Here is an 18,415-nt window from a genome sequence, read left to right as displayed (position 1 = left end):
TTGCTTTGGAGGCCTGCGTCCGTGCCCGCAACGAGGGCCGCGCGGTGGAGAAGGAGGCGCGTGCCGTGCTCGCCGAGGCCGCCCGCCACAGTCCGGCCCTTGCCATCGCGATGGAGACGTGGAAGGAAGTCACCTTCGACTTCGACGTCGTCGACAAGCTCGCCACGAAGTAGCCGAGACGCAGAGAATCCGGAGCCACGCACATGTCGATCCAGGACTTCCCCTCCCGGTTGGACGATCCCGCCGCACGCAAACTCGGGACGTTCTCCTACCTGCCACCCCTGACCGCAGAGCAGATCCAGCGCCAGGTCGAGCACATGCTCGCGAAGGGATGGGCCTGCGCGATCGAGCACGTCGAGCCCGCCCGAGCGACGGGCACCTACTGGTACATGTGGAAGCTGCCGATGTTCGGCGAGGACGACGCACAAGCGATCATGGCGGAGGTGGGCGAGTGCCGAGAAGCCCATCCTGGCGACCACATTCGGCTGATCGGCTACGACGCTCGTCGGCAGAGCCAGGGGCTGGCCATCGTGGTGCACCGCGGGGAGCTCGACTGACGACATGACCGGAGTCGTTGCCCGCGCGCGAGGGTCAGGTTCGGTGAGGGGGCGCGCGGCGACTGTGGGGCGCTGGTCCACATCCACCCTCCACATCCACATCCACCCTCCACATCGACGCGGTCCACACCAAGCGGCTCGGTCGGCATCGGCACCCGCCACGCCGGCACAGATGTGCGCATCCTCATCCACGACCTGCACGTCACCGTCATCGCCACCCAAACCGGCGAGATCCTGCGCGACCTGGTCCTCGACCCCACCCGCGACTACCAGCCCCGCGGCGTCAAACCCGGACCACCCAAGGGCAGCCCCCAACGCGGCGGCAGAAGACCCCAGACATCAACGACGTCCCGGGACACCCGTTAACGAGGTCCCGGGCCTTCACAGGGGAGCCGGCGAGGGGAATCGAACCCCTAACCTCCCGATTACAAGTCGGGTGCGCTGCCAATTGCGCCACGCCGGCGGAACAGGGGGACTGTAGCCGGGACGAGCCCAGGGACGACAACCTGTCATCTCCCCCCCGGGTCTGGGGCGACACCGGCCGGCTTGCGGCTCAGGCGGTGACCAGCCCCGCCTCGTCGAGTGCCGCCTCGGTCGTCACCCGGCCGAGCTCGATCATCTCGGCGCCCCGGTGGAAGTCGATGCTGCGGCAGGCGTCCCTGGAGATCGTGACGTGGACGTCGGGTGGGTAGCTGGCGAGCTGGTAGCGGGCGATCACGGCCTGCATCGCCTCGAGCGACAGGGTCATCACGTCGAATCCTCGGAGTCCGGGCGGGAGCGCCTCGCCCTGCGCGTCCTCCGCTGACTCACCGCCGGACCCCGGCTCGGGCTCGGCACCCAGCCGCCCCACCACCGAGCGCAGCAGCTCGTTCTCCAGCAGCGTCGAGGTGCCCCGGCGGATCCTGGCCGCCCACGCATCCATCAGCCCGTCCTCGGCCGCGGGTGCCACGGCGGCGTGCGGGTTGCGCTCACCGGTCAAGGAGACCGCCACCGTGAGGTCGCAGGGGATGGCGGCGATCGGCGTGACCGGCATCGGATCCATCAGACCGCCGTCCACCAGGACCCGGCCGTCGACCACGACCGGGCTGAACATCCCAGGGATAGCGATCGACGCGCGAACCGCGACGTCCAGCGGCCCGCGCTGGAACCACACGGGCCTTCGCGCGAACAGGTCGGTGGCGACGGCGGTGTACGGGATCGGGAGGCTCTCGATCGCCACGCCGTCGAGCAGCTCGTTCACGCGCGCGAGCACCCGGTCGGCGCGCAACGCCCCGCCGCTGCCGCGCGAGACGTTGAGCATCCGCACCACCTGCATCTGGGTCAGCGTCACCACCCAGTCGGCGTAGTCCCCGAGCCGACCCGCCGCATGCAGACCGCCCACCAGCGCCCCCATGGACGCCGCTGCGATGCCGACGACCTCGAAGCCGCGCTCCTGGAGCACCTGAAGTACCCCGATGTGGGCGTAGCCGCGGGCCCCGCCCGCCCCCAAGGACAGCGCCACCCGCCGCGGACGCTCCACGGGCGGATGCTAGTGACCACCGGCGGGGCCGTGGGACGTACTTCCCTGGCGACGCACCCGCCGGCGGGCAACGCTGGAGGCAGTGAACGGATCGGGCGGCCGACCCGGCCAGCAGAGGCGGCCGCACGGGGCTGGAGGAGCAATGGCGACGACCACGGGCACCCTGGACACCAGCACCTACCCGAAGCCGGCAGACTCGCTGGCGCGGTTGTTCTACGACCGGGTGGCCGCCACGCCCAGGGCCGAGGCGTTCCGGTTCCCCACCAGCACCGGCTGGACGTCGGTCAGCTGGGCGCAGGCCGCGGAGCGGGTCCAGACCCTGGCGGCCGGCCTGCTGGCTCTGGGGATCCAGCCGGAGGAGCGGGTCGCCATCGCCTCCGGCACCCGGATCGAGTGGCTGTACGCGGACCTGGCGGTCATGTGCGCCGGCGCCGCCACGACCGCCGTCTACCCCACCACCGGCGGTGAGGACGTCGCGTACATCCTGGCCGACAGCGGTTCGCGCATCATCTTCGCCGAGGACGACGACCAGATCGCCAAGCTGCGCGCCCAGCGCGACCACTTGCCCGAGGTGATCCGGGTGGTCACCTTCGACGGCCGGGCGGACGGGGAGTGGGTCATCAGCCTGGCCGACCTGGAGACCCTGGGCGCCAAGCAGCTGACCGACCACCCCACGTCGGTCGACGACGCCGTGGCCGCCGTCCGGCCCGAGCACCTGGCCACCTTGATCTACACCTCCGGCACCACCGGCCGGCCCAAGGGCGTCGAGCTGCCGCACCGGTGCTGGACGTACCTGGGCGCCGGGGCCGAGGCCATCAAGATCCTGCGCCGGGACGACCTGCAGTACCTGTGGCTGCCGCTGTCGCACTCGTTCGGCAAGATGCTCGCCGCCGTCCAGCTGCAGATCGGCTTCCCCACCGCCGTCGACGGCCGCATCGACAAGATCGTCGACAACGTGGCAGTCATCCAGCCGACCTTCATGGCGGGCCCACCGCGGATCTACGAGAAGGTGCACGCCAAGGTCGTGCAGACGATCCAGGAAGAAGGCGGGATCAAGCTCAAGCTGTTCACCTGGGGGTTCGGGGTGGGCGACCGGGTGGCCCGGGACCGGCTGGCGGGCCGCTCGTCGAGCCTCGCCACGAAGGCCCAGTTCGCGCTGGCCGACCGACTGGTGCTGTCGAAGGTCCGCGACCGGCTGGGCGGGCGGATCCGCTTCATGGTCTCCGGCAGTGCCGCCCTCTCGGCGGACATCGCCGCCTGGTTCCTCGCGGCCGGGCTGGTGGTCATCGAGGGGTACGCGCTGACCGAGACCGGCGGTGGGGCCTGCATCGGTGACCCCGAGCGCCCGAAGGTCGGGTTCACCGGCCCGCCGCTGGTCGGCTCCGAGCTCAAGATCGCGGACGACGGGGAGGTGCTGATCCGCGGCCCCCTGGTGATGCGCGGCTACCACAACCTGCCCGAGGAGACCGCCCAGGTGCTGTCGGCCGACGGGTGGTTCGCCACCGGTGACGTCGGCGAGCTGGACGCGGCGGGCCGGCTGCGGGTCACCGACCGGAAGAAGGACCTGATCAAGACCTCCGGTGGGAAGTACATCGCGCCGCAGTCCATCGAGGTCACGTTCAAGGCGGTCTGTCCGCTGGCCAGCCAGATGATCGTGCACGCCGAGCAGCGCAGCTACGCGACCGCCCTGATCGCGCTGGACCCCGACGCGCTGGCCCAGTGGGGTGCGGCGCACGGCCGGACGGCCAGCGACTACCCCACCTTGGCGGCGGACCCGGCGGTCCACGACTACGTGCAGACTTGCGTCGAGGAGCTCAACGGCCGGCTCAACCGCTGGGAGACCATCAAGGGCTTTCGGATCCTCGACCACGACCTGTCGGTCGAGGACGACGAGCTGACGCCCAGCATGAAGGTCAAGCGGCGGACCATGGAGGTGAAGTACCGGTCGCTGTTCGACTCCATGTACGGCGCTCGGCCGCCGAGTTGATCCCGGTTGGTCCCGGTGACCCGGTCGACCGCGGTCAGGCGCCTCGCCGCAGCCGCGCGGTCGAGCCGCGGACGACCAGCTCGGGCCGGAACACGTACTCGCGCCCGGTCAGCCGCACACCCGAGATCTGGTCGAGCAGTGCGGTGACGGCGGCCGCCCCCATGGCAGGTGCCGGCGGGCGGACCACGGTCAGCGGTGGGTCCACGAACGCGGTGACGGCACTGTCGTCGTAGCCCACGACCGAGAAGTCCTCAGGCACCGACAGCCCCCTGCAGCGTGCCGCGCGCACCGCCCCGAGCGCGACCAGGTCGGAGCCGCACAGGAGGGCGGTCGCCCCCCGGTCCAGCAGGCGGTCGGCGGCCTGCTGGCCGGCCGCGACCGACAGCGCCGAGTGCTCGACCAGCGCCGTCGCGGGGTCCGGCGCCGCCCCCAGCCGGGCGGACACCGCCCGGGTGAAGCCGAGCGCTTGGCCACGGGCCTGCAGCAGCCGTCGCGGCCCGACCACCAGGCCGAGCGTCGTGTGCCCCAGCGCGGCCAGGTGCTGCACCGCCATGTCCATGGCCAGCTCGTCGTCGGTGGACAGAAACGTCGCGTCCAGGTCGGGCAGGAAGCCGTTGACCAGGACCAGCGGCAGCCCGCGCCCGGCCAGCTGCCGGTAGCGCCCGTGGTCGGCCGTCGAGTCGGCGTGGCGACCGGCGACGAAGACCAGCCCGGTGACCCCGCGGTCGAGCAGCACGTCGACGAAGTCGTCCTCGGTGGCCCCGCCCGGTGTCGGGGTGCACAGCACCAACGTGTACCCGTGCTGGGCCAGACCGTCGTCGACCGCCCGGGCGAACGCGATCGGCTTGGTCAGCCCGGGGACGATCAGGGCGACCAGCCGGGACCCCCGCGCCCGTCCGGGACTCGTGCCCTGCGGCCCCGCTGCCCGCTCCGCCATGTCCGTCTCCAGCCCGCCCGCACGAGGTCCAGTCTGACAACGTTGTCAGAGCGAGCATGGACGACGTTCTCCCTCTCGTCAATGGCTGTCCCGACTAGGGTCGGCTCCGACATGACATCGTTATCTGGCTCGGACGACGGCCCAGCGCAGCCGCGGGCCACCATGCGCGACGTTGCGGCCCTGGCCGGGGTCAGCCTCAAGACCGTGTCCCGGGTCGTCAACGGCGAGCCGGGGGTGACCGAGCCGCTGGCCCGCAAGGTGCGGGCCGCAGCCGAGCGGCTGCAGTACCGGCCCAACCTCGGGGCCAGCAGCCTGCGCCGTTCCGGCGGGCGGACGGCGACCATCGGCCTGCTGCTGCCGGACGTCGCCAACCCGTTCTCCTCGGCGCTGCACCGAGCCGTCGAGGATGTCGCCGTCGCGCGGGGCGTCGCCGTGCTGGCCGCCAGCCTGGACGAGGACCCCGACCGCGAGGTCCGGCTGGCCGGCGCGTTCGCCACCCGGCGGGTGGACGGGCTGATCGTCGTCCCGGCCAGCCACGACCACGGCTACCTGCGCGCGGAGCAGCGGGCCGGCACGGCGCTGGTCTTCGTGGACCGGCCCCCGGTGCTGCTGGACGCCGACGCCGTGCTCGCCGACGGGCGGGCCGGCGCGGCGAACGGGGTCCGCCACCTGGTCGGGCACGGGCACCGGCGGATCGGCTTCCTGGGCGACCTGGCCACGATCACGACCGCCCAGGACCGGCTGCAGGGCTACCGCGACGCCCTGGCCGCCGCGGGCCTGGCCGACCGGCCGGACCTCGTGCGCTCCGACCTGCGCACCGTCGAGCAGGCGGAGTCCGCGGCGCTGGCGCTGCTGGGCCGCAGACACCCGCCGACCGCGCTGTTCGCCGGGCAGAACCTGGTGACGATCGGCGCGATCCGGGCGCTGCGCCGGCTCGGCCGGCAGCACGAGGTCGCCCTGGTCGGCTTCGACGACTTCCCGCTGGCCGACCTGCTCGAGCCGGCGGTGACCGTCGTCGCGCAGGACCCGGCGGCCATGGGCACCCTGGCTGCGCGGCTGCTGTTCGCCCGCATCGACGGCGACACCGACCCGACCACCACCCGGGTGGTGCCGACCCGCCTGGTGCCGCGCGGCTCCGGCGAGCTGCCCCCGCGAGGCTGACCGCCGAGGGTCAGGCCATCGTGTCGAGGATGCCCTGGATGTCGCTCACCGACGTCCGCGGGTTGACCACCGCGAACCGGGTCACCGTCTCCCCCGCGTGCGTGGTCGGCGTGACGAAGGCGTAGTTCGCCTTCATCAGCCGGTCCGACCAGTCGTAGTACTGCCGCGCCGTCCAGCCCAGCCGTCGGAACACCACCACGGACAGGTCCGGCTCGCGCACCAGCTCGACGTAGCCGCGCGCCCGCACCTCGTCGGCCGCGGCCCGGGCCACCGCCAGGGTCTGCTCGACCGCGGCCGCGTAGGCGTCGCTGCCGTGCGTGGCCAACGAGAACCAGAACGGCAGCCCGCGGGCCCGCCGGGACAGGTGGATCGCGTAGTCGGAGGGGTTCCACTCATCCTCGGCCTTGTTGATCACCTCGAGGTAGCCCGCGGTCTGGGTGTGCGCGGCGCGGGCCAGCTGCGGCTCGCGGTAGACCAGCGCGCACGCGTCGAACGGCGCGAACAGCCACTTGTGCGGGTCGACGATGAACGAGTCCGCGCGCTCGAGGCCCGCGAACAGCGGCCGGCTGGACGGCGCGGCCAGCGCGGCCAGCCCGTACGCGCCGTCCACGTGCAGCCAGATCCCGCGCGAGGTGGCGACCTCAGCGACGCCGGCCAGGTCGTCGACGATGCCGAAGTTCGTCGTCCCGCCGGTCGCGACGACGGCGAACACGTCGTCGGCGCCGTGCGCGTCGAGCGTCTCGGCCAGCGCGACACCGGTCAGCCGGCCGCGCTCGTCGCCGGGGACCAGCAAGACGTCGACGTCCATGACCCGGGCCGCCGCGGCGACCGACGAGTGCGCCTCGGCGCTGCACGCCACCAGCCACCGGGCCGGGCGCTCGCCGTCTCGGCGGACCGCGGCCGCGTGCCGCGCCGCGACCAGCGCGGACAGGTTGCCCAGCGTGCCGCCCTGGACGAACACCCCGCCGGCCGACTCGGGGAACCCCGCGAGGCCGGCCAGCCAGGCCAGCGCCTGGTTCTCGGCGAAGACCGCCCCGGCGCCCTCCAGCCAGCTGCCGCCATAGATGGACGACGCCCCGACGACGAGGTCGAACAAGGACGCGGCCTCGGTCGGCGCGGCCGGGATGAAGGACAGGTAGCGCGGATGGTCGACCGAGATGCAGGCCTTGGACAGCACGTCGTCGAACAGCTGGAGCGCCCGGTCCCCGCCGAGGCCCGCCGCGGTGATCGTCTCGCCCACCTCGGCGTAGAGGTCGGCGTGGGGCCGGGGGCCGTCGAGCGGGACCGGGTCCAGCCGCAGCCGGTGCCGGGCGTACTCCAGGATCGCCTGCGCCAGCCGGTCGGTGTCTTCGTCGTATCGGTGCACGAGCCGGGAGTGTAGGCCCTGGGATCAGGCCCGCCCGGTGACCGTCCGGTCGCCGACCATGGTGAGCTTTTGGTCCGGCGCGGCGCCGGTGGAGCCGCGCACGATGAGCTCGGGGCGGAACACGTACTCGGCGTGCGGGGTGGGCAGGTGGCCGATCTCGTCGAGCAGGGCCCGGACGGCGGCGCTGCCCATGGCCGGCACCGACTGCCGCACCGTGGTCAGCGGCGGGTCGGTGAACGCGATGAGCGGGGAGTCGTCGTAGCCGACCACTGACACGTCGTCGGGCACGTCCAGGCCGCGCTGGCGGGCCGCTCGCACGGCCCCCAGCGCCATCATGTCCGACCCGCACACGATCGCGGTGGCCCCGCCGTCGAGCAGCCGGGCGGCCGCGGCCTGGCCGCCCTCCACCGAGAACATCGAGTGCTCGATCAGGCAGTCGATCTCCGGCTCGGACAGGCTCAGCCTGGCCTGCATCGCGGCCCGGAAGCCGTCCACCTTGCGGATCACCGGGACGAACCGGTCGGGTCCCACGGCCAGCCCGATGGCCCGGTGCCCCAACGACACCAGGTGCCCCACCGCGAGCTCCATGGCCGCGACGTCGTCGTCGGAGATGAACGGCGCCTCCAGGTCGGGCACGTGCCCGTTGATGAACACCACGGGCAGCCGCCGCTCGATCAGCCGGCGGTACCGCTGGTGGTCGGCCGCCGTGTCCGCGTGCAGCCCCGAGACGAAGACCATCCCGGAGACCCCCCGCTCGAGCAGCTGCTCGATGAAGTCGTCCTCGGTGGCGCCGCCCGGCGCCTCGGTGCACAGCACCGGCGTGTAGCCGCGCTGCGCGAGCTCGGCCTCGATGACCTGCGCGAACGCGGGGAAGATCGGGTTGGTGAGCTCGGGCACGATCAGGCCGACCAGGCCGGCGCTGCGCCTGCGCAGCCGGGACGGCCGCTCGTAGCCGAGCACGTCGAGGGCGGTGAGCACCAGCTGCCGCTTGTCCGCGGTGACCCCCGGCTTCTCGTTGAGCACGCGGCTCACCGTGGCCTCGCTCACCCCGGCGTGGGCGGCGATGTCGGCGAGACGGACGTGCATGCGGGCCACTGTAGGACCCTGCGCAACCCCCGAGGCTGATCGGTGCTGCTGATCGTTGTTAGCGTGGGCCGGTGGGCAGGCGGGGAGCGGAACCGGGTGGCAGGCTCCGGGCCGTCGCGCTGGCCGGGATCGCCGCCGTGCTGACCGCCGCCTGCTCGGCCACCTCGGCCGGGCCGGGGCCGTCCGCCGCGACGGCGTCCCCGGCCGCGCAGCAGCTGGTCGTGTGGGACGCCCCCGACTCCCACGCCACCGAGGCGGCGATGCGCACCCTGCTGGACCACTTCGAGGTCGAGCACCCGCAGATCACCGTGCGCTACGAGCCGATGGACGCCCAGGTGCTGCGCGGGCGGTTCGACACCGCGGCCAAGTCCGCGAGCGGCGTCCCCGACGTGCTGCGGCTGCCCACCGAGTGGACCTCCGACTTCGCCGGCAAGGGCTACCTGCTGGCGCTGGACGGCCTGCTGCCCGCCGACGTCCAGGACGACATCGTGCCGGCGGCCCAGGCGGCGGCCACCTTCGACGGCCGGCTCTACTCGGCGCCGCAGACGACGGACACCCTGGCCCTGGTCGTCGACAAGACCCTGCTGGCCGGGGCCAAGCTGCCGGTGCCGAGGACCTGGGCGGACGTCGTCGCCGCGGCCGGCCCGCTGACCGCGTACGGCATCCGCGCCTTCGACACCTCCTTCGACGGCTACCACCTGCTGCCGTTCATCTACAGCGCCGGCGGCCAGCTGCTGAACCCGTCGACCAAGCAGGTGCTGATCTCCCAGCCGGCGGCGGTCGCCGGGCTGACCCTGCGGGTCGGCATCCCCGCGCCGCCGGCCAGCCAGATGGACGCCCAGGTCACCCAGGTGGACCCGTTCCGGGCCACCGCCGTCCGGTCCGCGTTCAGCGACGGGGTCCTGGCCATGACCGTCGACTCGCTGTCGGCGCTGCCGCTGCTCACCCGGGGCCGGCCGGCCGACAGCGTCGTCGCCGTCCCGCTGCCCCCCGGCTCGACCGGGCAGAGCGTGGCCCCGGTCGGCGGCGACGCCGTCGCGGTCTACGCCGGGACGACGGCGCCCAGCGCCGCCTCGCTGCTGACCGCCTACCTCACCAGTGCGGCCGCGCAGGCGGCCCTCACCAGCCAGGCCGGCCTGCTCCCCTCGCTCAGCTCGGTGCTGGCCCAGCCGCTGGTCACCGCCGACCCGTTCCTGTCGGTGTACGCCAAGATCTTGCTCACCGCCCAGGCGCTGCCCCCGGTGCAGGGCGCCGCCAACCTGCTGTACCCGCTCGGCGACGCGCTGAAGGCCTGCCTGGTGAACGGAACCGACCCGCAGGCGGCCCTGAACGACACCGCGGTGAAGTTCGCCAGCAGCCTCACCTACACCATCGCCCCCGCGCCCTGAGCGGGCAATCCGGCACTTCCCCTCACCGGAGGTTCCGCCCCCGGCTAGGGTGCACGGAGCAGTCCCTCCACAACGGATCGTCCGGCACGTTCCTGCCGGTGGAAGGAAGGGTTCGTTCATGGCTACGGTCACCTTCGACAAGGCCACCCGCACCTATCCCGGTGCCACCACCCCGGCCGTCGATAAGCTGGACCTGGCGATCGGCGACGGCGAGTTCCTCGTCCTCGTCGGCCCGTCCGGCTGCGGGAAGTCCACCTCGCTGCGCATGCTCGCGGGGCTCGAGGACGTCAACGAGGGCGCCGTATTCATCGGCGACAGGGACGTCACGAACCTGCCCCCCAAGGACCGCGACATCGCGATGGTGTTCCAGAACTACGCGCTGTACCCGCACATGTCGGTCGCCGAGAACATGGGCTTCGCGCTGAAGATCGCGGGGGTGTCGAAGGACGACATCAAGCGTCGGGTCGGCGAGGCCGCGAAGCTGCTCGACCTCGTGGAGTACCTCGACCGCAAGCCCAAGGCGCTGTCCGGCGGTCAGCGGCAGCGGGTGGCCATGGGCCGGGCCATCGTCCGCGAGCCGCAGGTGTTCCTCATGGACGAGCCGCTGTCCAACCTCGACGCCAAGCTGCGGGTCCAGACCCGCACCCAGATCGCGTCGCTGCAGCGCCGCCTGGGGGTCACCACGGTCTACGTCACGCACGACCAGACCGAGGCCATGACGATGGGCGACCGGGTGGCCGTGCTCAAGGACGGCATCTTGCAGCAGGTCGGCACCCCGACCGACCTGTACAACACGCCGGCCAACGTCTTCGTCGCGGGCTTCATCGGCTCCCCGGCGATGAACCTGATCGAGGCGCCCCTGGTCGAGGGCGGCGTGCAGATGCCGCGCTACGTCGAGCCGCTGGAGCGTGAGGTCATGGCGAAGGCGGCGGCGCAGGGCCTGAAGACGGTGACGCTCGGCTTCCGCCCCGAGGACCTGCGGACCACCGAGGACGGCAGCGGCGCCCCCGTGGAGGTGGTGCTCGTCGAGGTGCTCGGCGCCGACGCGTACGTCTACGGGCAGATCGACCTGCTCGAGCGGGGCAAGCAGGAGGTCATCGTCCGCACCGACGGGCGCAAGCCCCCGGCCAAGGGCGACACCATCCACGTGCGCGTCGCGGAGAACCACGCGCACGTGTTCTCCACCGCCGATGGCCTGGCGCTGAACTAAGGGCCCGCGGCCGGAGAGTAGACCCCATGGGCCTGGTCTTCACCGCGGCGCCCGACGACCCGGACATCCTGTTCCTGCCGTGGCCCGTCCCGCTGGAGGAGTGGCCGCCCGACCGGCTGGTCGCCCTCCCGCGGGGCATCTCGCGCCACGTCGTCCGGTTCGTCCGGCTCGGCCATCGGGTGTACGCGATCAAGGAGGTCGCCGAGCGGGCGGCCCGCAACGAGTACCGGCTGCTGCGCGCCCTCGAGCGGGTGGGCGCGCCCAGCGTGCAGGCCGTCGGGGTGGTCACCGGCCGGCTCGCCGCCGACGGGCAGCCGCTCGAGCCGGCGCTGATCACCCGGCACCTGGAGTTCTCGCTGCCCTACCGCGCGCTGTTCTCCACGACGCTGCGCCCGGACACGGCCAACCGGCTGCTGGACGCCCTCTGCCTGCTCATCGTCCGGCTGCACCTGGCCGGGTTCTCCTGGAACGACTGCTCGCTGTCCAACACCTTGTTCCGCCGGGACGCCGGCGCGTTCGCGGCCTATCTCGTGGACGCCGAGACCGGTGAGATGCACCCGACGCTCAGCGACGGGCAGCGGGGGAACGACCTCGAGGTGGCCAGGGTCAACATCTACGGCGAGCTGCTCGACCTGCAGGCCGGTGGGATGCTGCACGAGACGATCGACCCGATGCACACCGCGGACGCCGTCTCGCAGCGTTACGTCGGCTTGTGGAACGAGCTCACCAGCCCGCTGACCGTCCTGCCGGCCGAGCGGCACCGGGTCGACTCGCACATCCGGCGGCTGAACGAGCTGGGCTTCGACGTCGCCGAGCTGCAGGTGTCCACCGAGTCGGACGGGCCGCGGATCACGGTGCAGCCCAAGGTGGTGGACGCCGGCCACCACAGCCGTCGGCTGCTGCGGCTGACCGGGCTCGACGTCCAGGAGAACCAGGCCCGGCGGTTGCTCAACGACCTGGACACCTTCCGGGCCGGCCTGGGTGAGGAGTCGGAGGAGATCGTCGCGCACCGCTGGCTCACCGAGGTGTTCGAGCCGGTCGTCCAGGCGGTGCCCAGGGGGTTGCGCGGCAAGCTGGAGCCGGCCGAGGTGTTCCACGAGGTGCTCGAGCACCGCTGGTTCCTGTCCGAGCAGGCCGGGCACGACGTGGGGATCAGCGCGGCCGTGGAGAGCTACCTGATCGACGTGCTGACCCGCAAGCCGGACGAGCAGGCGGTGCTCGGCACCCGGATCGGCACCTCGTCCGATGACACCGCCTCGCTGCGGCTGACCTTCACCCCCACCGACGAGCGCCCCTTCGCATGACCATCGCCGCGATGCCTCAGCTGCGGTGCCGGGCCACCTCGTAGAGCACAATGCCGGCCGCGACCCCTGCGTTGAGCGACTCGTTGCCCCTGGCCATCGGGATGCGCACCAGCAGGTCGCAGGCGCGGACCACCAGCCGGGACAGCCCGGCGCCCTCGGCGCCCACCACGACCACCAGCGGGTCGGTGGCCACCTCGAGGTCGGCGGCGTCCACGGTGCCGTCGGCGTCCAGGCCGACCACGACCATGCCGGCCTCGCGGTACCTCTCCAGCTGACGGGTCAGGTTGGTGGCCCGGGCCACCGGGATCCGCGCGGCCGCACCGGCCGACGACTTCCAGGCGGACGCCGTCATGCCCGCCGCCCGGCGCTCCGGCACGACGACGCCGTGCGCGCCGAACGCGGCGGCCGAGCGCACCACGGCGCCGAGGTTGCGCGGGTCGGTGACGCCGTCCAGGGCGACGATGAGCGGCGCGGTGCCCGTCTCGTCGGCCCGGTGCGGCAGGTCGTCGGGGTGGGCGTAGTGGTACGGCGGCACGGTCAGGGTGATCCCCTGGTGCACCGCGCCGGCGGCCATCCGGTCCAGCTCGCCGCGCGGCACCTCGAGGATCGGCAGCCGGGCCGCGTTGGCCAGCTGGACGGCCTCCTTGACCCGGTCGTCGGCGTCGATGCGGTCCGCCACGTGCAGCGCGGTGGCCGGGATGTGGGCCCGCAGCGCCTCGACCACGGAGTTGCGGCCGGCCACCACCTCGTTGCCCTCGCGCGCGGTCGGCCGACCGCCGGGCCGGCCGGTTCCCGGCCGCCCGCCCTGCACCGGCGCCGGACCGCCGCGGCGGGCGGCCGTCGCGGACCGGTTCGCGGCGACGTGCTTGGTGCGCTGGGTGGCCTTCGGCGTGGGACCGCGGCCCCGCAGCCCCTTGGACTTCTGGCCGCCGCTGCCGACGGTCGCGCCCTTCTTCGTCCCGGGGGTGCGCTTGGCACCCTGCCGCTGGGAGTTGCCGGCCATCAGGCCTCGCCTTCGAGGGTCCAGCGCGGGCCCTGCGGGGTGTCCTCGACGAGGACCCCGGCCGCGCGCAGCGAGTCGCGAACCGCGTCGGCGGCTGCGAAGTCCTTGCGGGCGCGGGCCTGCGTCCGCTGCTCGAGGGCCAGGCCCACGAGCGCGTCCACGACGTCGCGCAGCCCGCCGGTGTCGGCGGTGCCGCCCCAGCCCGGGCCGAGCGGGTCGAGGCCGAGGACGCGGAGCATCGCGCGCACCGACCCGAGGGTGCCGCGCAGCGCGGGCGAGTCGCCGTCCGCCAGCAGCTTGTTGCCCTCGCGCACCACCTCGTGCAGCGCAGCGAGCGCCGCGGGCACCGACAGGTCGTCGTCCATGGCCAGCTCGAAGTCGGCGCACAGCAGGGTCGGCTCGACCCCGCCGGTGACCACGGTGGCGCGGTGCACGAACCCCTCGATCCGGCGGAAGCCGGCCGCGGCGTCGGCGAGCGCCTCCTCGGAGTACTCCTGGTGCGACCGGTAGTGCGACCCGGCCAGGTAGTAGCGCAGCTCGATCGGGCGGACCCGCTTGACCACCTCGCTGACCAGCAGCGAGTTGCCCAGCGACTTGCTCATCTTCTCCCCGGACGTCGTCACCCAGGCGTTGTGCAGCCAGTACCGGGCGAACCCGTCCCCCGCCGCGCGGGACTGCGCGATCTCGTTCTCGTGGTGCGGGAAGACCAGGTCGAGCCCGCCACCGTGGATGTCGAACTCGGCGCCGCAGAACTTGTGCGCCATGGCCGAGCACTCCAGGTGCCAGCCCGGCCGCCCGGCCCCCCACGGGGTGTCCCACTGCGGCTCGCCGGGCTTGGCGCCCTTCCACAGCGCGAAGTCGCGCGGGTCGCGCTTGGCCGTCGGCTCGCTGTCGGGGGCGGGCTGCATCTCGTCGATGCGCTGCCCGGACAGCTCCCCGTACGACGGCCAGGACCGGACGTCGAAGTACACATCGCCCTCGGCCGCGTAGGCGTGCCCGGCGTCGATCAGCCGCTGCATGAGCACGACCATCTCCGGCACGTGCCCGGTGGCCCGCGGCTCGTACGTCGGCCGCTGGCAGCCCAGGACGTCGTAGGCCCAGGTGAACGCCTGCTCGTTGCGGGCGGCGACCACCCAGTAGGGGACGCCCTCGGCCGCCGCGTTCGCGATGATCTTGTCGTCGATGTCGGTGACGTTGCGGATGAGGGTCACCGCGTAGCCGCGGAACGCCAGCCATCGTGACAGCACGTCGAAGGCCACCCCGGAGCGGATGTGCCCGATGTGCGGCGGCGCCTGCACGGTGGCCCCGCACAGGTAGACCGACGCCGTCCCGGGAACGAGCGGGACGAAGTCCCGGACCGATCGGGTCGCGGTGTCGTAGAGGCGCAGCGTCACCGTCCCAGGGTACGGGGGTGGATCAACCGACGCGGACGACGAGCTTCTCCGGCGTGATCCGGACGACGACGCGGACGTTGCCGGTGTCCTCGTTCGCCGGGTACGGCCTTGCCGCGGTCCTTCTGGGCCAGCTGCTGGATCAGCTCGGGGCGGCCCGTCCGGCCCGAGCCGGGCTCAGCTTCGGGGGACGACCAGGGCAGTGGCGACGGCGGCCAGGCCCTCGCCGCGGCCAGTGAGGCCGAGGCCATCGGTCGTCGTGGCGGCCACCGACACGGGGGCGCCGCCCAGCGCCGCCGCCAGCGCCCGCTGCGCCTCGGCGCGGCGCCCGGCCAGCCGGGGCCGGTTGCCGATCACCGAGACGGCGGCGTTGCCGACCTGCCAGCCGGCGTCGGCCAGGATCCGGGCCGTCTCGGTCAGCAGGGCCGCGCCCGAGGCGCCGGCCCACTCCGGCCGGTCGGTGCCGAACCAGGCCCCCAGGTCGCCCAGCCCCGCGGCCGAGAGCACCGCGTCGCACAGCGCGTGCGCCGCGACGTCACCGTCGGAGTGCCCGGCGCAGCCGGCCGGCTCATCCGGCCACAGCAACCCGGCCAGCCACATCGGCCGGCCGGCCTCCAGCGGGTGGACGTCGACGCCGAGGCCCACTCTCACGGCTGGGACCGCAGCGCCCGGCGCCGGGCCAGCGCCGCCTCGGCCAGCAGCAGGTCGAGCGGTCGGGTCACCTTGAAGGCCTCCTCGTCGCCGGGCACGACCACCACGGTGCCACCTGCGCGCTCCACCAGGCCAGCATCGTCGGTCAGGTCCGACACCGAGTCGTCTGCGCCGGCGTGCGCGGCCGCGAGAACGGGCCGCCGGAACCCCTGCGGGGTCTGGATCGCCCGCAGCACCGAGCGGTCCAGGGTCTCCTCGACCCGCCCGGTCGGGTCCACCCGCTTGATCGTGTCGGCCACCGGCAGCCCGGGGACGACGGCGTCCGCGCCGTCGCGCACCGCCGCGGCGACCCGGTCGACGAGCTCCACCGGGGCCAGCGGGCGGGCCGCGTCGTGGACCAGCACGACGTCGACGGCGTCGGGCAGCGCGGCCAGCGCCAGCCGCACCGACTCCTGCCGGGTGGTCCCACCGGCCACCACGGTCACCTCGGCGCCGACGTCGTGGTCGGCGAGCAGGGCGCGCACCTGGGCCACGCCGTCGGCGGGGGCGGCGACCACGACCAGGTCGACCGACCGGGCCGCGGACAGCGCGTGGACGGCGTGCACGAGCAGCGGCACCCCGCCGAGCAGCCGCAGCGCCTTCGGGGTGCCCGGGCCGAGGCGCTCGCCGCGTCCCGCGGCCGGGACGACGGCCGCCGTGGTCACGCGTGGACCCGGGTCCCCGCGATCGACAACGGCTTGGCGAACACCATCCGGCCGTTCGCGGTCGTCAGCACACTGGTCACCTGGACCTCCGCCTCGTGGCCCACGCCGTCGCGGGCCCGCTCCACGACCACCATGGTGCCGTCATCGAGGTAGCCCACGGCCTGTCCGTGCTCCCGACCCGCCTTGGTGAGCAGCACGGTGACCTCGTCGCCGGCGACGACCGGGGGCCGCACGGCCAACGTCAGCGCGTGCAGGTTCATCACCCGGACGCCGGCCAGCGCGGCGGTGCGGGCCAGGTTGGTGTCCAGGGTGAGCAGCGCCGCGCCCCGGTCGAGGGACATCCGGACCAGCTTGGCGTCCACCTCCGGGACGCCGGGCGCCTCGTCGTCGATGACCTCGACGTCCACGCCGGGCTCGCGACGCAACGCCTCGAGCACCTCCAGCCCGCGCCGGCCCCGGCCGCGGCGCAGGTCGTCAGCGGCGTCGGCCAGCCCCTGCAGCTCGGCCAGCACCGGTGCCGGCACCAGCATCCGCCCGCCCAGGAAGCCGGCCTTGACGACGTCCAGGACCCGGCCGTCGATGGCGATCGAGGTGTCCACGATGCGCGGCAGCAGCGCGGTGACCGGCTGGCGCGGCGGCAGCCCGGCGCTCGGGCCGAACAGGCCGAGCATGCCGTCCCGGCGGGAGGTGCCGACCCGGTAGCCGAGCAGCGCGAGGGTCACCAGCACGAAGGCGAACAGCGGGACGGCGAGCAGCCGATCGCCGATGAGGAACACCGGCCAGGCCACCGCGGCACCGACCAGCAGGCCGAGCACCGCACCGAAGACGCCGGCCACGATGTGCTCGGCGGAGACCCCCTGCAGGCTGCGCTCGGTGCGGCTCACAGCCCGCTCGGTCACCCGACCGACCATGCCGCCGAGCACGAACCCGGTCGCGGTGCCCAGCAGCAGTCCCAGCCAGATCGGGTCGACGCCCAACGCCCCCTGCCCTGCCTCGTTGCGCACGAGCAGGGCGACCTCGTAGCCGAGACCCGCGAAGAAGATGACCACGCACAGGCGCAGCAGCTCGACGACGACGTTCGGCACCCGAGCTGGTCGGGGACTCATCGGGTCCTCCAGCGTTCTGCCCGGCCGGAGCCGGGTCGAGGGGCGGGACGCGGCCCGCCCGCCCTCAGGACGCCAGGACCTCGTCGAGGATGGCTTCTGCCTTGTCCTCGTTGGTGTTCTCGGCAAGTGCGAGCTCCGACACAAGGATCTGCCGGGCCTTCGCCAACATCCGCTTCTCGCCGGCCGACAGCCCGCGCTCACGCTCGCGGCGCCACAGGTCGCGGACCACCTCGGCGACCTTGATGACGTCGCCGGAGGCGAGCTTCTCCAGGTTGGCCTTGTAGCGGCGCGACCAGTTGGTGGGCTCCTCGGTGTGCGGCATGCGCAGCACGGAGAAGACCCGCTCCAGACCCTCGGCGCCGACCACGTCGCGCACGCCGACGAACTCGGCGTTGTCGGCGGGGACGCGCACGGTCAGGTCGCCTTGGGCGACTTTGAGGACTAGGTAGGTCTTCTCAACCCCTTTGATGACCCGAGACTCGATGGCTTCGATGAGGGCTGCCCCGTGATGGGGGTAAACGACCGTTTCGCCGACCTGAAAGATCATGTGTGCGGTACCCCTTCCTCGGCCTCCAGGATAACACGGGGTCAGGACACCCTTAAGGGCGTTTGTGCAGGTCAGGGGCTTGACAAGGGTCCCCGGGACGTGCTGGGGGTGGCCCGTTCATGATCGTCGTCCGCCCGCGTAAGGGGGCGGGGGCGCATACTGTCCGGATGAGCGGGGCATCCGGGCAGGCACCGGATCCGGAAGGACGCCACGACGACCTCGACGCCGCCGAGCTCGAGGGTCTGGCGCTGCTGGTCCCCGACGACGCCCGCGCGCTCGACGAGGACCGTCGCGCCTACTACCTCGAGCTGCGGGCCAAGGCCGACGGCCGCCCCGACGCACCCCGCGGGGCGCAGCTGCGCCGGATGTCGCCGCCGGCGCTGCTCGTCGTCGTGCTGGCGGTCCTCGCGCTGGTCGGCAGCGCGCTGGCCGCGCTCACCCCGCGCGGCGGCACGGTCGGCGGCTTCTCCACGCCACTGGCCACGGCGCCGGCCGCCG

At 73.3% G+C, this 18,415-nt stretch carries 19 protein-coding genes and 1 tRNA gene; 9 read left to right on the top strand and 11 right to left on the bottom strand.

Going from position 1 to position 18,415, the window contains the following annotated elements:
- The 3 genes from rbcL to VIM19_14145 all read left to right on the top strand — a co-directional run.
- On the top strand, nt 1-173 hold a 173-nt coding region (gene rbcL / locus VIM19_14155; GenBank protein HEY5186008.1), incomplete at its 5' end, for a ribulose-bisphosphate carboxylase large subunit.
- A 57-nt stretch (nt 174-230) separates the two neighbouring features.
- Nucleotides 231-557: a ribulose bisphosphate carboxylase small subunit gene (locus VIM19_14150; protein ID HEY5186007.1), complete on the top strand. Its 327-nt coding sequence runs from the start codon at nt 231-233 to the stop codon at nt 555-557.
- A gap of 174 nt (nt 558-731) precedes the next feature.
- The gene (locus VIM19_14145; GenBank protein HEY5186006.1) at nt 732-923 is read left to right on the top strand and encodes a hypothetical protein; all 192 of its coding nucleotides are present in this window, start codon (nt 732-734) and stop codon (nt 921-923) included.
- Between the two features lie 24 nt (nt 924-947).
- Here the strand turns inward: VIM19_14145 and VIM19_14140 are convergent.
- Together VIM19_14140 and VIM19_14135 are read right to left on the bottom strand one after the other, a co-directional pair.
- Nucleotides 948-1,020 (bottom strand) — tRNA-Thr (locus VIM19_14140).
- Between the two features lie 90 nt (nt 1,021-1,110).
- Nucleotides 1,111-2,076 (bottom strand): patatin-like phospholipase family protein, encoded by a 966-nt coding sequence (locus VIM19_14135; GenBank protein HEY5186005.1) that lies wholly within the window; start codon nt 2,074-2,076, stop codon nt 1,111-1,113.
- A gap of 142 nt (nt 2,077-2,218) precedes the next feature.
- Here VIM19_14135 and VIM19_14130 point away from each other — a divergent pair, with 142 nt between their 5' ends.
- Complete coding sequence (locus VIM19_14130; protein HEY5186004.1) at nt 2,219-4,063, top strand: long-chain fatty acid--CoA ligase; 1,845 nt, start codon at nt 2,219-2,221, stop codon at nt 4,061-4,063.
- 34 nt (nt 4,064-4,097) lie between these two features.
- Here VIM19_14130 and VIM19_14125 read toward each other — a convergent pair whose 3' ends face one another.
- The gene (locus tag VIM19_14125) at nt 4,098-5,000 is read right to left on the bottom strand and encodes a substrate-binding domain-containing protein (GenBank protein ID HEY5186003.1); all 903 of its coding nucleotides are present in this window, start codon (nt 4,998-5,000) and stop codon (nt 4,098-4,100) included.
- Between the two features lie 111 nt (nt 5,001-5,111).
- Here VIM19_14125 and VIM19_14120 point away from each other — a divergent pair, with 111 nt between their 5' ends.
- Complete coding sequence (locus VIM19_14120) at nt 5,112-6,161, top strand: LacI family DNA-binding transcriptional regulator (protein HEY5186002.1); 1,050 nt, start codon at nt 5,112-5,114, stop codon at nt 6,159-6,161.
- A gap of 10 nt (nt 6,162-6,171) precedes the next feature.
- On the opposite strand, the gene VIM19_14115 is transcribed toward VIM19_14120, so the two are convergent.
- The gene (locus tag VIM19_14115) at nt 6,172-7,527 is read right to left on the bottom strand and encodes an aminotransferase class V-fold PLP-dependent enzyme (protein HEY5186001.1); all 1,356 of its coding nucleotides are present in this window, start codon (nt 7,525-7,527) and stop codon (nt 6,172-6,174) included.
- Between the two features lie 24 nt (nt 7,528-7,551).
- The gene (locus tag VIM19_14110) at nt 7,552-8,613 is read right to left on the bottom strand and encodes a LacI family DNA-binding transcriptional regulator (GenBank protein ID HEY5186000.1); all 1,062 of its coding nucleotides are present in this window, start codon (nt 8,611-8,613) and stop codon (nt 7,552-7,554) included.
- A gap of 71 nt (nt 8,614-8,684) precedes the next feature.
- Here VIM19_14110 and VIM19_14105 point away from each other — a divergent pair, with 71 nt between their 5' ends.
- From VIM19_14105 to VIM19_14095, 3 genes are all read left to right on the top strand, one after another.
- Nucleotides 8,685-10,001, top strand: coding sequence for an extracellular solute-binding protein (locus tag VIM19_14105; protein ID HEY5185999.1), 1,317 nt, complete (start codon nt 8,685-8,687; stop codon nt 9,999-10,001).
- A 118-nt stretch (nt 10,002-10,119) separates the two neighbouring features.
- Entirely contained in the window at nt 10,120-11,211 is a 1,092-nt protein-coding gene (gene ugpC, locus VIM19_14100; GenBank protein HEY5185998.1) for a sn-glycerol-3-phosphate ABC transporter ATP-binding protein UgpC, read from the top strand.
- Nucleotides 11,212-11,237: 26 nt separating this feature from the next.
- On the top strand, nt 11,238-12,515 hold the full coding sequence (locus VIM19_14095; protein HEY5185997.1) for a DUF4032 domain-containing protein: 1,278 nt from the start codon (nt 11,238-11,240) through the stop codon (nt 12,513-12,515).
- Between the two features lie 16 nt (nt 12,516-12,531).
- Here the strand turns inward: VIM19_14095 and rlmB are convergent, their stop codons facing one another.
- From rlmB to VIM19_14065, 6 genes are all read right to left on the bottom strand, one after another.
- Nucleotides 12,532-13,518: a 23S rRNA (guanosine(2251)-2'-O)-methyltransferase RlmB gene (gene rlmB, locus VIM19_14090; protein HEY5185996.1), complete on the bottom strand. Its 987-nt coding sequence runs from the start codon at nt 13,516-13,518 to the stop codon at nt 12,532-12,534.
- Nucleotides 13,518-14,912, bottom strand: a complete 1,395-nt coding sequence (gene cysS, locus VIM19_14085) for a cysteine--tRNA ligase (GenBank protein HEY5185995.1) — start codon at nt 14,910-14,912, stop codon at nt 13,518-13,520. Before cysS ends, rlmB begins: the two co-directional genes overlap by 1 nt.
- A gap of 174 nt (nt 14,913-15,086) precedes the next feature.
- Entirely contained in the window at nt 15,087-15,560 is a 474-nt protein-coding gene (gene ispF / locus VIM19_14080) for a 2-C-methyl-D-erythritol 2,4-cyclodiphosphate synthase (protein HEY5185994.1), read from the bottom strand.
- The gene (gene ispD, locus VIM19_14075) at nt 15,557-16,264 is read right to left on the bottom strand and encodes a 2-C-methyl-D-erythritol 4-phosphate cytidylyltransferase (protein HEY5185993.1); all 708 of its coding nucleotides are present in this window, start codon (nt 16,262-16,264) and stop codon (nt 15,557-15,559) included. The genes ispF and ispD overlap by 4 nt, the downstream gene beginning before the upstream one ends.
- Nucleotides 16,261-17,370: a TRAM domain-containing protein gene (locus VIM19_14070; protein ID HEY5185992.1), complete on the bottom strand. Its 1,110-nt coding sequence runs from the start codon at nt 17,368-17,370 to the stop codon at nt 16,261-16,263. Before VIM19_14070 ends, ispD begins: the two co-directional genes overlap by 4 nt.
- Before the next feature lie 64 nt (nt 17,371-17,434).
- Nucleotides 17,435-17,917, bottom strand: a complete 483-nt coding sequence (locus VIM19_14065) for a CarD family transcriptional regulator (protein ID HEY5185991.1) — start codon at nt 17,915-17,917, stop codon at nt 17,435-17,437.
- 167 nt (nt 17,918-18,084) lie between these two features.
- Here VIM19_14065 and VIM19_14060 point away from each other — a divergent pair.
- A partial coding sequence (locus tag VIM19_14060; GenBank protein ID HEY5185990.1) for a hypothetical protein occupies nt 18,085-18,415 on the top strand: 331 nt, incomplete at its 3' end.

This window comes from Actinomycetes bacterium, assembly GCA_036510875.1.
Taxonomy (GTDB): Bacteria; Actinomycetota; Actinomycetes; order Prado026; family Prado026; genus DATCDE01.
The sequence above is the reverse complement of the archived record's forward strand: the minus strand, read 5'-3'. Positions and strand labels throughout refer to the sequence as shown.